The organism is Ensifer sp. SL37 (genome assembly GCF_026672675.1).
Lineage (GTDB): Bacteria > Pseudomonadota > Alphaproteobacteria > Rhizobiales > Rhizobiaceae > Ensifer > Ensifer adhaerens.
Genome location: NZ_JAPPRN010000006.1, coordinates 3,806,281 through 3,819,378 on the forward strand (window position 1 = coordinate 3,806,281; position 13,098 = coordinate 3,819,378).

A 13,098-nucleotide genomic window follows, 5' to 3' on the forward strand; every position below is an offset into this window, starting at 1 on the left:
CACGAGGAAGAACAATGAGCTACGACGACAACAACATTTTCGCCAAGATCCTGCGCGGCGAAATTCCCTCGCACCGCGTCTACGAGGACGACGCGACGATCGCCTTCATGGATGTCATGCCGCAGGCCGAAGGCCATCTGCTCGTGGTGCCGAAATCCCCTTCGCGCAACCTGCTCGACGCCGATGCAGCAACGCTGCCGGCGCTGATTGCCACCGTACAGAAGCTGGCCGTTGCCGCCAAGGAAGCTTTCGACGCCGATGGTGTGACGATCATGCAGTTCAACGAAGCACCGGCCGGACAATCGGTGTTCCACCTGCACTTCCACGTCATTCCGCGGCAAGCAGGCGTGCCGCTGAAGCCGCATTCCGGCACGATGGAAGACGGCGCCGTTCTGGCTGCCAATGCCGAAAAGGTTCGGCAGGCGCTCTGATCGCGCTCATACTATCCGCAGGAGCCAGGGAGCCGGCGACGCGCCGGCTCTTTAACCGACGGTCAGGTGAAAGCATTCACCCGGCCTAAAAACCCATCCACCACAGGCCCAGCGCCAACGCGGCAATCGCTGACGCGATCCCGATCGCCGGCTTTCTTCCGAACAGGAAGAAGGCGGCCGCCCCGAGCGCGACGGCACCTGCGCGCAGCCAGAGCGGAGATTGTTCGAGTACGCCGGTCGGATAGAGGATAAGCTTTGCGATGACCGCTGCGACCAGCGCGGTGGCAACCGCCCTCACCCAGTTCAGCGCCTCGGAATCATCGCGCAGCCTGTTGCCTGTGATAACGCCCAACCAGCGCCAGATGTCGGTCGCCAGCCAGCCGGCAATCGCGATGAAGACATAGGCCCACCAACCATCCTGCCAGGTCATGCTCCCACCTCCTTGCGGCGGCGCCAGAGGCGCTCGATGAGCCAAGCAAGCGTGCCGCCGACGAGGCCGGCGAGCAGGATGTCGAATTCCGGAAACAGCCAGTAGAACAGCGGCCCGCCTGCAAGACCGAAGAGCAACGCCACATAGACGACGGGATGGCGCGCCGAATGCCAGATCGAGGCGAGAAAGTAGACCGGCGTCAGGAAGAAAAGGCAGCCGGCAACGATCGGCGGGAAATCGGCGACGAAGTGGTAGACGACAGCGACGAGCAGCATGTTTGCCGCCACCAGCGTGATGCCGAAGCCCGCGAAAAAGGCGACGCGCCGCTCGCGCGGCACGTGCGGCACCTTCTCCATCGCGAACACCCAGGCGGTGATCGCGACGAAATGCGACAGGAAGAGCAGAAGCCAAGTCGGCGTGCGCGACCCGCGCAGCTCCGGTATCAGCGCGGCGACCATCGGCATCAGCCGGACGGACGACAGCGAGACCGCGAGGAACGCGGTCGCGAGCCCGGCTCCGCTCATCATCGAACTGACGAGAATGACCTTGGCCGGAAGCGCCCAGACCATGCCGACCATGAAGACCACCTGCTCGACCGGGATGCCGGCCTGAGCCGTCAGCGAACAGAAGCCGACAAAGGACAACATCAGAATGAAGGCCGGCAGACTGAAAATGCCGCGCATGCCTTTCCCGAACCAGGCGAGCGAAGATTGCTCGTCTTCTTCTCTCTTCATCGGCGATTCCGGATTGTTTTCAACTCGAATACGACCACCCCGGATCGAATCGTCCGGGATCAGCATGACCGAATATAGGCTATCAGACCGGCACGCGGACGAAAAACCACGCAGGCTCTTCTCATTTCGTTTTTAAAGAAAAACGGTGCCGGATGGTTTGCATCCGGCACCGTCGAACGTGTCTTGCGGGGGCTACTTCTTGCGCGGCACCTTCGGCACCGTGCGGCCCTTTCTGGGAGCCGCGTCGCCCGCCCCGGCCTCGTCATCCGTTGACGCCTTGGCGGCGGCCTTCTTCGGCTTGGACTTCGGCGCAGGCTCGGCGCCCACCTCTTCCTTGTCCTCGGTCTTTTTCGGCTTGGCGGCCTTCATCGCCGGGCGGGATACTTCCGCCTTCGGCTTGATTGGCGTCGTCTCAGGAACGGCATCGAGCAGCAGGCCCTTGGTGCCATCGGCCTTCGTGCCGATCGTCACCTTGACGACGCCGCCCTTCTTCAGCTTGCCGAAGAGGATTTCATCGGCGAGCGGCTTCTTGATGTTTTCCTGGATGACACGCGACAGCGGTCGCGCGCCCATCTTCTCGTCGTAGCCCTTTTCGGCAAGCCAGGCGATCGCCTCCGGCGCGAGGTCGAAGGTGACGTTGCGCTCGGCAAGCTGGGTTTCAAGCTGCATGACGAACTTCTGAACCACCTGGTGGATAACCGGTGTCGGCAGCGAAGCAAACGGAATGACCGCATCCAGACGGTTGCGGAATTCCGGCGTGAACAGGCGGTTCAGCGCCTCTTCGTCTTCGCCCGTACGCTTGGAAGAACCGAAGCCGATGGCGGCCCGGGCCATTTCCGATGCGCCGGCATTGGTCGTCATGATCAGGATGACGTTGCGGAAGTCGATCTTCTTGCCGTTGTGATCCGTCAGCGAGCCATGGTCCATGACCTGCAACAGGATGTTGAACAGGTCCGGATGCGCCTTCTCGATTTCGTCGAGCAGCAGCACGCAATGCGGATGCTGGTCGACGCCATCGGTCAAAAGGCCGCCCTGGTCGAAGCCGACATAGCCGGGAGGTGCACCGAGCAGGCGGGAAACCGTATGCCGCTCCATGTATTCCGACATATCGAAGCGCAGGAGCTCGACGCCGAGCGAGGTCGCAAGCTGCTTGGCGACTTCCGTCTTGCCGACGCCGGTCGGGCCGGAGAAGACGTAGCAGCCGATCGGCTTGTTCGGTTCGCGCAGGCCGGCACGCGCCAGCTTGATCGACGAAGCAAGCGCCTCGATCGCCAGGTCCTGGCCGTAGACGACCGAGCGCAGCTCTCTCTCGAGATTGGCAAGCACGGCCTCGTCGTCCTTGGAGACGGTCTTCGGCGGGATGCGCGCCATCGTCGCGATCGTCGCCTCGATCTCCTTCTCGGTGATCAGCTTGCGGCGCTTGCTGGCTGGCAGCAGCATCTGTGCGGCACCGGATTCATCGATCACGTCGATCGCCTTGTCCGGCAGCTTGCGGTCGTTGATGTAGCGGGCCGAAAGCTCGACCGCGGCCTTGATCGCCTCGTTCGAGTATTTCAGGTGATGATATTCCTCGTAATAAGGCTTCAGCCCCTTCATGATCTCGATCGCGTCGGCAATCGTCGGCTCGTTCACGTCGATCTTCTGGAAACGGCGGACCAGCGCCCGATCCTTCTCGAAGAACTGGCGGTATTCCTTGTAGGTGGTCGAACCGATGCAGCGGATCGCGCCGGAGGAAAGCGCCGGCTTCAGAAGGTTGGATGCATCCATCGCGCCGCCGGACGTAGCTCCAGCGCCGATGACCGTATGGATCTCGTCGATGAAGAGCACGGCGCCCGGATAGTCCTCGAGCTCCTTGACGACCTGCTTCAGCCGTTCTTCGAAATCGCCACGGTAGCGCGTGCCGGCAAGAAGCGTGCCCATGTCGAGCGAGAAGATCGTCGCATCCTGCAACGCTTCCGGCACCTTCTTTTCGATGATGCGCTTGGCAAGGCCTTCGGCGATCGCCGTCTTGCCGACGCCGGGGTCCCCGACATAGAGCGGATTGTTCTTCGAGCGGCGGCACAGCACCTGGATGGTGCGGTTCACCTCGGCGTGACGGCCGATCAGTGGGTCGATCTTGCCGGATTTCGCCTTCTCATTGAGGTTGACGCAATAGGCGGTCAGCGCGTCCTGCTGCTTCTTGGCGCTGGCCTCTTCGTTGTCGCGCGCGGGCTTCTGCTCGCTCTCATGATCGTCAGAGCCACGCACAGGACGGGACTCGGAGCTGCCGGGCCGCTTGCCGATGCCGTGCGAAATGAAGTTGACCGCGTCGTAGCGGGTCATCTCCTGCTCCTGCAGGAAATAGGCTGCGTGACTTTCGCGCTCGGCGAAGATCGCGACCAGCACGTTAGCGCCGGTCACTTCCTCGCGGCCGGACGATTGCACGTGGATCACCGCCCGCTGGATCACGCGCTGGAACCCGGCCGTCGGCTTGGAATCTTCGTCGTAGCCGGTCACGAGGTTCGACAGTTCGTTGTCGACGTAATCGGTTACGGTCTTGCGCAGCGTCTCAAGATTGACGTTGCAGGCGCCCATCACGGCCGCCGCGTCGGCATCGTCGATCAATGCCAGAAGCAGATGCTCGAGCGTAGCGTATTCGTGGTGGCGCTCGTTGGCAAAAGTCAGTGCCTGGTGCAGCGCCTTTTCGAGGCTGGGCGAAAATGTTGGCACGTTAGTTCCTCATTTCTTTTCCATGACGCATTGCAACGGATGCTGATGCTGCCGGGCGAAGTCCATCACCTGCGTCACCTTGGTTTCGGCGACCTCATAGGTGAAGACGCCGCACTCTCCCACACCGTGATTGTGGACGTGGAGCATGATGCGGGTCGCCTCTTCCGGGTTCTTTTGAAAGAAGCGCTCCAGAATATGGATGACAAATTCCATCGGCGTGTAATCGTCATTCAAAAGCAGAACACGATACAAACTCGGCTTCTTGGTCTTCGGCTTGGTACGCGTGATGACGGACGTGCTGCGGTTGTTGCCGTTCCCCTCATCATCGCTACCTTGCTGCATCCGGACCGGCATGGCGATCATTCTTGTCAGTTCCTTGTACAGTAGCGACCCATCGAACTCGGCCGCAGCCTGCTTGCCCTTTATCTAATGGTTCGTTTTCAGATTTTAAGACCGAACCAACACACTGCAATCATAATCGCACGTTGACCGGCAAGATTGATCAACTTTCTTTGGGCTGCGCACAGCTTATGCGAAAAACAAAAAGGCCGGTCGCAAGCGCTGCGACCGGCCTTTTTATTGAGAAATTGTTTTAGCCGGTGATCAGGCTGCTGCAGCGGCGGCCTTGACTGCTGCCGTTGCCTTGGCAACTGGCGCTTCGTAGGGCTTGTAGGCGTCCTTGGCGAGGTCGGCATACATTTCGCCGATCTTCGTTGCTTCGGCGACAAAGCCTTCGTAGCTCGACTTCACGAAGTTGGTCTGCAGTTCGAAAGCAGCCTCGACGCTCTTGACGCTCGTCAGCTTTTCGACATGCGCGACGCTGTCCTCGAAGGACTTCTTCGAAAAGTCGGCAGCTTCGGTCGCGATAGCCTGGAGACCCTTGGTCCAAGCGGAATAGCTCTTCACAGCCACATCAATGGCTTCCTTGCTCTTCTTGTTTGCATCGTCGAAGTTGAACATCCGGTGTCTCCTTGGTGACGGCCTGATCTGGAGGCTTCAGTTTATGTGCACTGCACAAAAAGTCAAGACGAGTGTGCGATGCAATAAAATACAACAGATGCAACAACTTGATGAAATATCGCGGTCCGGCATGAAATTTCTTGCCGCGCTCGCTACAGCCGCAAGATAAGCACTAGCGAGCAATTGCCCAGCAAGACATCAACATCCCGCACAAAACAATAAACCCCGAAAATCCCATGGATTTTCGGGGTTTATACTGAAAGCGTCCGGCGTCGCGACTTAGAGGTCGATGTCGAGGATCGCCATGGAGAAGTTGTAGGAAAGCTCGCCGTCTTCCTCATCGCGGAAGACCACACCGAGGAACTCGTCACCGAGATAGACTTCAGCGGACTCGTCCTTCTTCGGGCGAGCCTTGACGACCATCTGCTGATTGAAGGTGCGCTTGAAGTAGGCTTCAAGCTTGCGGATTTCTTCGGGCTTCAAAACACGTCTCCGTAGCCGTTTAAACTGTGCGGCGCTTCTCGCACGCTGCATCGGCGGGTGTAAACCCCTCGAAAGAGGCTACACACCGGTTCCCGCATGTCAGATATCGAAGCTGGCAAGGATCTGGTCCATCTGGCGCGACGGCTCGGAACAGCCGGCCTCGCCCACGACCTTTGCCGGTACGCCGGCGACCGTCGACTTCGGCGGCACCGGTTTCAGTACGACCGAACCCGCAGCGACGCGCGAGCAGTGCCCGATATGGATATTGCCGAGGATCTTGGCGCCGGCACCGATTAGCACGCCATCGGCGATCTTCGGGTGGCGATCGCTGCCTTCCTTGCCCGTGCCGCCGAGCGTCACGCCGTGCAGGATCGAGACGTTGTCACCAATGACCGCGGTCTCGCCGACGACAAGGCCGGTGGCATGATCAAGGAAGATGCCGCGGCCGATGCGGGCGGCGGGGTTGATGTCCGTCTGGAAGACGCTCGACGCCCGGCTCTGCAGGTAGAAGGCGAAATCCTTGCGGCCGCGCTTCAATAGCCAATGCGCCAGGCGATGCGTCTGGATCGCATGGAAGCCCTTGAAATAGAGCACCGGCTCGATGAAGCGGGTGCAGGCGGGGTCACGGTCGTAGACGGCCTGGATGTCGACACGCAGAATGGTGCCCCATTCCGGCCAGTCCTCCAGCATCTCCGAGAAGGTCTGGCGCAAAAGGTTTGCCTGCAGATCCGGGTGATCCAGCCTTTCGCAGATGCGGTAGATCACGCTTTCTTCGAGAGAGTGCTGATTGACCACGGTGGAATAGAGGAAGGCCGCGAGCATTGGGTCTTGCTCGGCGGCAATCCGGGCTTCTTCGCGCAGGCTATTCCAGATCGGGTCCATCACTTGCAGCGCTTCTGCCTGGCGAAGTTCGGTCTTGGCGACCATCGTCGCTCTCCTTCCTTGTCCGTGCCTGCCATCACTATAGGGGAAATCAGGCGTGACTTAAATGGCGTCTGGCGGCAATGACGATACGCTAGATGCGATCGATCTCTGCCAAAAATTCGAGCACCGCTTTCTTGAAAACCCGGTCGCCGACGGCGAGCATATGGTCGCGACCCGGAATGTCGAGCGCACGCGCACGCGGCATCAGCGCTGCCAGTTCCTGCGCCGATCCGGCGATGTCATCGGTCGTCCCGACGCCAATCAGCGTCGGCTGCTCGATGCGCGCCATATCCTTTGCCGTCAGCAGATCCCGCGAGGTCGAGATACAGGCGGCAAGCGCCTGCCGGTCGCTCTTGGTCTGGTCGGCAAAGGCGCGGAACATGCGCCCGCGCGCATGGGTCACGTCGTCAAGCGACGGCGCCACCAGAGCGTCGGCAATCGGATCCCAATCCCCGACCCCCGACACCATGCCGATGCCGAGGCCGCCGAAGACCAGCGAGCGCACGCGGTCGGGATGCGCGAGCGCCAGGAAGGCCGAGATGCGAGCGCCCATCGAATAGCCCATGACATGGGCCTCGGCGATCCCGAGATGCCCAAGCAATGCGGCGGCGTCACCCGCCATCTGCTGCGGGTGATAGAGTTCCGGGTCGTAGGGCTTGCTGCTCTTGCCATGGCCGCGATTGTCGAGCGCGATGACGCGGTAGCCGGCGTCACCCAGCGTCTTCAGCCAGCCCGGGAAAACCCAGTTGACGTTGGCGCTGGAGGCAAAGCCGTGAATGAGCAGAACGGGCGCGCCGGACGGGTCGCCCTCGTCGAAGAAGGCGATCTCCAGACCGTCATGATTGAAACGGGAAAACGGCGGCGGGGTGAGATCCATCTATTCATCCTTGGGCATATCGATCCCGCGCAACCTAGTTCGTCGCCTTGGCGGGCGAAACCCCGCACCGGCAAAAACCACAACTGCGGCAGCTTTGCCGCTACACATTTCCGGCAAAGCTGACTATGGTGCCGCCAAATTTGACCTTCAGACTTGCATTCATCGGAGCATGACATGGCCGGCCACAGCATCCCGCATTTCCAGAACGACGGCGGACATCAGGCAATCGAAATCGGCGTCAAGGAATTCATGTGCACCGGCGCATCCATTCCCTACGATCACCCGCACATCTTCATCGACATGGGTGACGACAACGAGAAGGTCTGCTCCTACTGCTCTACGCTCTATCGCTACAATCCGAAGCTGAAGGCGACCGAAACCAATCCCCCCGGCTGCCTCTTCGCCCATAAAGCCGCCTGATAAGCGCCGATGTCGCGCCCCGTCGCGATCATCGGCGCCGGCATCGGCGGCCTCACGGCTGCCCTATGCCTTGCCCGGCGCGGCTTCGACGTCGATATCATCGAGCGGGCGACGGCACTGACCGAGGTCGGAGCCGGCCTGCAGCTCTCACCGAACGCCTCCCGTATCCTCATCGAGCTCGGCCTGCTGGCGCAGCTTGAGAGTGTATGGACGGAGCCCGAGCGCATCGGGCTCGTTGACGGCCGCTCTCTGCGCGCGCTTGCCAGCGTACCGGCCGGGACCTTCGCGCGCCGCCGCTGGCATGCGCCCTATGCCGTTCTCCACCGCGCCAGCCTTCAGAAAATGCTGTTTCAGGCTGTTCAATCCGAACCGCGCTGCCGTCTCCACCTCGGATGCCAGATCGACAAGCCCGGGGACCAGGCGATCGCGGCAGTGACGGGGTGCATGCCGGAGGTCGTCATCGGCGCCGACGGCATCTGGTCGCGGCTGCGCGAGACCGTGCCCGCCGCCGGCCGTGTCCGGTTCTCGGGCAATATCGCCTGGCGCATGACGCTTGCAGGCGACGTTGCCGCGGGCGTGCTCAACCGCGGTGAGGTCACCGCCTTCCTCGGCCCGCGCGCCCACCTCGTTGCCTATCCTCTGCGGGAAGTCGGCGGTTTCAATCTCGTCGCCATCATCGAGGGCAAGGAGACCGACGCGATCTGGGTCGGCAAGGATTCGGACGCGCGGCGCCAGGATTGCCTCAGCGCCTTTTCCGATTGGAGCCCAGGCATCCGCTCGCTTCTCGATAAGGCCGTGGCGCCCACCTACTGGCCGCTCTGCACCGTCGACGACGGCGCCTGGCAGGATGGTCAAAAAACAGTGCTGATCGGCGACGCGGCCCATGCGATGACACCCTTTGCGGCGCAAGGTGCGGCCATGGCCATCGAGGACGCATCCGCGCTTGCGGCTTGCCTGTCTGAAAACCTCAACGTCGCGGATTCCTTGCGGAAATTCGAGGCGCTTCGCAGGCCACGCATCGCGCGCGTCCGCCGCCGTGCGGCCTTCAACCATTTCGCCTATCACGCCCGCGGGCCGGTGCGTATCGGCCGCGACATGGTGTTGAGTCTCAAGGGGCCCGACGCGCTTGCGGCCGACCTCGACTGGCTCTACGGCTACGGGGTGCCAGAGCACTGAGAAGCGACGGCCATTCACCGCGATCCGTTCGATAAACTGCCGGCGCGCGCAAGATCTAGTCCAGAAAAGCAGAACGCCGCGGATGACCGCGGCGTCCGTCATTGCCTTCGTCAAACGGCGTTTGCCGCAGCCAGGCCCGCTTCGATGTCGCGCCGGATATCCGGCACGTCCTCAAGGCCGATCTGCAGGCGCAGAACCGGACCTTCGGTCGGCGCCAGCGCCACCTTGCGATCTCCGAGACCGACATGGAGCGCGAGGCTTTCGAAACCGCCCCAGGAATAGCCGAGCCCGAACAATCTCAGCGCATCGAGGAAGGCGTGCGCCTTGGCCTTGAAGCGGTCAGGGCTCTCCGCCTTCAGCACGAAGGAGAAGATGCCGCTCGCGCCGGTGAAATCGCGCTTCCAGAGCTCGTGGCCGGGGAAGCTCGGCAGCGCCGGATGCAGCACGCGGGCCACTTCCTCGCGTGTTTCCAGCCATTTCGCTAGTGTCAGTGCGCTTTCCTGGTGCCGCTCGAGACGGATGCCCATGGTGCGAAGGCCACGCAGGATCTGGTAGCTGTCATCGGGCGAGACGCAGACGCCGAGCGTCACCATCGCCTCTGTCAGGGCCGGCCAGTGCTCGGCATTGGCCGAGACGGTGCCGAAGAGCACGTCCGAATGGCCGGACGGATACTTGGTCGCCGCATGGATCGACACATCGACGCCATGGTCGAGCGGCTTGAAGTAGACGGGCGTCGCCCAGGTATTGTCCATGGTGACGATGCAGCCATGGCGATGGGCGGCATCGGCAATCGCGCGGATGTCCTGCATTTCGAAGGTGTTCGATCCCGGTGCTTCGGTGTGTACCAGGCGCGTGTTCGGGCGGATCAGGCTCTCGATCGCAGCGCCGATCATCGGATCGTAGTATTCGACCGTGACGCCAAGTCGCTTCAGCATCGTGTCGCAGAAATGGCGCGTCGGAAAGTAGACCGAATCGACGATCAAGGCGTGGTCGCCGGCCGAGAGATAGGCGAGGAACGGCACCGTGACCGCCGCCAGCCCCGACGGCACGAGGATCGTTCCGGCGGCCCCTTCGAGTTCGTTGATCGCGTCGCAGAGCGCGTCCGTGGTCGGCGTTCCGCGCGTGCCGTAGGTGTACTTCTGCGCCCGCGTCTCCATGGTCTTGGCGTTCGGGAACAGCACCGTGGAGGCGTGCACGACCGGCGGATTGACGAAGCCGAAGTAATCGGAGGGGTTGTTGCCGCTATGGGCGAGACGCGTGTTGATGCCTGCCTTGCCGTTCACATTGCCACTGTCTGCCATTGCTCATTCCGCTTCTAGATTTCGAATGCAAAACTCTTCGAACGAGCCACAATCGCGGTCAAGTGGCAAAAATCATGAAGCGTCGTTTTGACCGTCGCGAGGCCACTTCTGGCGAATTTTCCGCCAGAGCGTGCTTCACACCCCCAAGATCTGCCTAACTTTCTGGCTTGTTTCGAGTTTTTCACATGCAAAACCAGAAAATCGGCGGCCTCTCTTGACCCTCATGGAAATTGAGCATGAGATAGCCGACACTCGCGCCAGGAGGGTGGCGGAGGCTCACCGCGCTAGGAGACGCGACGGTGCAGACTGGAACTAACGACAACAGAAAAAGGTTCTAAAAATGGCAAAAAGAATTCTGACAGCTCTCGTTGGCGCTGCTGTCATGGGGATTGGCACACAGGCGGCTTCGGGCGCTACTCTTGATGACGTCAAAGCCAAGGGCTTTGTCCAGTGCGGCGTGAACACCGGTCTCGCCGGCTTCGCAGCGCCGGATGCTTCGGGCAACTGGAGCGGTTTCGACGTAGACTACTGCAAGGCAATCGCCGCCGCGATCTTCGCGGATGGCAGCAAGGTGAAGTACACCCCGACCTCCGCCAAGGAACGCTTCCCGGCGCTGCAGTCGGGCGAAGTCGACGTGCTTGCCCGTAACACCACCTGGACGATCAACCGCGACACCGCGCTCGGCTTCAACTTCCGCCCGGTCAACTACTATGACGGCCAAGGCTTCATGGTTCGCAAGGGCCTGAACGTCAAATCCGCGCTGGAGCTTTCGGGCGCCGCTGTCTGCGTGCAGACGGGCACCACCACCGAGCTCAACCTCGCCGACTACTTCAAGTCGAACAACCTGCAGTACAATCCGGTCGTTTTCGAAAAGCTTGAAGAAGTCAACGCCGCCTATGACGCCGGCCGTTGCGACGTCTACACGACCGACCAGTCCGGCCTTTATTCGCTGCGTCTGACGCTGTCGAAGCCGGACGATCACATGATCCTGCCGGAAATCATCTCGAAGGAGCCGCTCGGCCCGGCCGTGCGCCAGGGTGACGACCAGTGGTTCGATATCGTCAGCTGGGTTCACTACGCGCTGATCCAGGCTGAAGAGTTCGGCGTCACCCAGGCCAACGTCGAAGAAATGAAGAAGTCCACCAACCCGGACGTTCAGCGCTTCCTCGGCGTCGAAGCTGACTCGAAGATCGGCACCGACCTCGGCCTCACCAACGAATGGGCCGTGAACGTGATCAAGGCCGTCGGAAACTACGGCGAAGTCTTCGACCGCAACATCGGCGCCGGCAGCCCGCTCAAGATCGAGCGCGGCCTCAACGCGCTGTGGAACAAGGGCGGCATCCAGTACGCTCCGCCGGTCCGCTAAAGCGAACCGAAAATACCGGGGAAGCGGACAACCGCTTCCCCATCCCAACGATAAAAACACCCAAAAGGGTGAAAAGGGGAAAGAGGCATTGCATGGCGATTGGCGTCACAACTACGCCTGAAAAATCGAAACCGTCGGGGTCGATCATCAACGACCCGCAGGTCCGCGGCATCTTTTATCAGGTTATTACCGTCGTCCTACTCGGGGCCTTCGTCTATTGGGTGGCCGACAACACGATCGAGAATCTCAAACGGGCGAACATCGCTTCCGGTTACGACTTCCTCAATGGACGCGCCGGTTTTGACGTCGGGCAGTCGCTGATCGCCTATACCAGCGATTCCACCTATCAGCGCGCACTTGTCGTCGGCCTGCTCAACACATTGCTGGTCGCCGTCTGCGGTATTTTCACCGCCACCATCATCGGCTTTGCAGTCGGGATCGGCCGCCTGTCGCACAACTGGCTGATCGCCAAGCTGTCGCTCGCCTATGTCGAGATCTTCCGCAACATCCCGCCGCTGCTGGTCATCTTCTTCTGGTACAGCGGCGTCCTGGCGATCCTGCCGCAGCCGCGTGAATCGGCAGCACTGCCGCTCAACATGTTCCTCAACAACCGCGGCCTTGCCTTTCCCAAGCCGATCTTTGGTGACGGTTCGCTGTACACGGTACTAGCCTTTGTCCTCGCGATCGTCGCCAGCTTCCTCCTGGCACGCTATGCGCGCAAGAAGCAGGAGGCCACCGGACAGCGTTTCCCGGTTCTCTGGGCGTCGCTCGGCCTGATCATCGGTCTGCCGTTGTTGGTCTTCCTTGCCACGGGATCGCCTATCACCTTCGACGTCCCCGTCGCCGGCAAATTTAACCTCACCGGCGGCTCGGTCATCGGACCGGAATTCCTGTCGCTGTTCCTGGCGCTCTCGTTCTACACGGCCGCCTTCATAGCCGAGATCGTGCGTGCCGGCATCCGCGGCGTATCCAAGGGGCAGACGGAAGCCGCGCACGCGCTCGGTGTACGCCCCGGCCTGACGACACGACTGGTGGTGGTTCCGCAAGCGCTCCGGATCATCATTCCGCCGCTCACCAGCCAGTATTTGAACCTTACCAAGAACTCGTCGCTCGCCGTTGCGATCGGTTACGCGGATCTTGTCGCAGTCGGTGGCACCATCCTCAACCAGACAGGACAATCGATCGAGATCGTCACGATCTGGATCGTCGTCTACCTGTCGCTGAGCCTTGCGACGTCGCTGTTCATGAACTGGTTCAATGCCCGCATGGCCCTGGTGGAGAGATAAG

Annotated in this window: 14 protein-coding genes; 5 read left to right on the forward strand and 9 right to left on the reverse strand. The window is 61.3% G+C overall.

Annotated elements, in window-relative coordinates; translation table 11 throughout:
* The first annotated feature begins 14 nt into the window (after positions 1-14).
* The gene (locus tag OVA00_RS30710; protein ID WP_034796718.1) at positions 15-431 is read left to right on the forward strand and encodes an HIT family protein; all 417 of its coding nucleotides are present in this window, start codon (positions 15-17) and stop codon (positions 429-431) included.
* Positions 432-516: 85 nt separating this feature from the next.
* Here the strand turns inward: OVA00_RS30710 and OVA00_RS30715 are convergent, their stop codons facing one another.
* From OVA00_RS30715 to OVA00_RS30750, 8 genes are all read right to left on the reverse strand, one after another.
* The gene (locus OVA00_RS30715) at positions 517-861 is read right to left on the reverse strand and encodes an AzlD domain-containing protein (protein WP_268090249.1); all 345 of its coding nucleotides are present in this window, start codon (positions 859-861) and stop codon (positions 517-519) included.
* Positions 858-1,595 (reverse strand): AzlC family ABC transporter permease, encoded by a 738-nt coding sequence (locus OVA00_RS30720; RefSeq protein WP_060607501.1) that lies wholly within the window; start codon positions 1,593-1,595, stop codon positions 858-860. The genes OVA00_RS30715 and OVA00_RS30720 overlap by 4 nt, the downstream gene beginning before the upstream one ends.
* Positions 1,596-1,787: 192 nt before the next feature.
* Complete coding sequence (gene clpA, locus OVA00_RS30725; protein ID WP_268090250.1) at positions 1,788-4,304, reverse strand: ATP-dependent Clp protease ATP-binding subunit ClpA; 2,517 nt, start codon at positions 4,302-4,304, stop codon at positions 1,788-1,790.
* Between the two features lie 9 nt (positions 4,305-4,313).
* The gene (clpS, locus tag OVA00_RS30730) at positions 4,314-4,667 is read right to left on the reverse strand and encodes an ATP-dependent Clp protease adapter ClpS (RefSeq protein WP_043622145.1); all 354 of its coding nucleotides are present in this window, start codon (positions 4,665-4,667) and stop codon (positions 4,314-4,316) included.
* A 240-nt stretch (positions 4,668-4,907) separates the two neighbouring features.
* Positions 4,908-5,264, reverse strand: coding sequence for a phasin family protein (locus tag OVA00_RS30735; protein ID WP_034796735.1), 357 nt, complete (start codon positions 5,262-5,264; stop codon positions 4,908-4,910).
* A gap of 279 nt (positions 5,265-5,543) precedes the next feature.
* On the reverse strand, positions 5,544-5,747 hold the full coding sequence (locus tag OVA00_RS30740) for a DUF3126 family protein (protein ID WP_034796738.1): 204 nt from the start codon (positions 5,745-5,747) through the stop codon (positions 5,544-5,546).
* 99 nt (positions 5,748-5,846) lie between these two features.
* Positions 5,847-6,674, reverse strand: a complete 828-nt coding sequence (gene cysE, locus OVA00_RS30745) for a serine O-acetyltransferase (protein WP_034796741.1) — start codon at positions 6,672-6,674, stop codon at positions 5,847-5,849.
* An 88-nt stretch (positions 6,675-6,762) separates the two neighbouring features.
* The gene (locus tag OVA00_RS30750; protein ID WP_268090251.1) at positions 6,763-7,548 is read right to left on the reverse strand and encodes an alpha/beta fold hydrolase; all 786 of its coding nucleotides are present in this window, start codon (positions 7,546-7,548) and stop codon (positions 6,763-6,765) included.
* 174 nt (positions 7,549-7,722) lie between these two features.
* Between OVA00_RS30750 and OVA00_RS30755 the strand changes: the two genes are divergently transcribed.
* Both OVA00_RS30755 and OVA00_RS30760 read left to right on the forward strand, forming a co-directional pair.
* Positions 7,723-7,968, forward strand: a complete 246-nt coding sequence (locus OVA00_RS30755; RefSeq protein WP_057255736.1) for a zinc-finger domain-containing protein — start codon at positions 7,723-7,725, stop codon at positions 7,966-7,968.
* Positions 7,969-7,977: 9 nt separating this feature from the next.
* Positions 7,978-9,144, forward strand: a complete 1,167-nt coding sequence (locus tag OVA00_RS30760; RefSeq protein WP_268090252.1) for an FAD-dependent monooxygenase — start codon at positions 7,978-7,980, stop codon at positions 9,142-9,144.
* A gap of 110 nt (positions 9,145-9,254) precedes the next feature.
* Here OVA00_RS30760 and OVA00_RS30765 read toward each other — a convergent pair whose 3' ends face one another.
* Positions 9,255-10,445, reverse strand: coding sequence for a cystathionine beta-lyase (locus OVA00_RS30765; RefSeq protein WP_060516950.1), 1,191 nt, complete (start codon positions 10,443-10,445; stop codon positions 9,255-9,257).
* A 340-nt stretch (positions 10,446-10,785) separates the two neighbouring features.
* On the opposite strand from OVA00_RS30765, the gene OVA00_RS30770 reads away from it, so the two are divergent.
* Both OVA00_RS30770 and OVA00_RS30775 read left to right on the forward strand, forming a co-directional pair.
* A complete protein-coding gene (locus OVA00_RS30770; RefSeq protein WP_034796750.1) occupies positions 10,786-11,811 on the forward strand; it encodes an amino acid ABC transporter substrate-binding protein in 1,026 nt (341 codons plus the stop codon).
* Positions 11,812-11,903: 92 nt separating this feature from the next.
* Positions 11,904-13,097: an amino acid ABC transporter permease gene (locus OVA00_RS30775; protein WP_089044614.1), complete on the forward strand. Its 1,194-nt coding sequence runs from the start codon at positions 11,904-11,906 to the stop codon at positions 13,095-13,097.
* Position 13,098 lies beyond the last annotated feature (1 nt).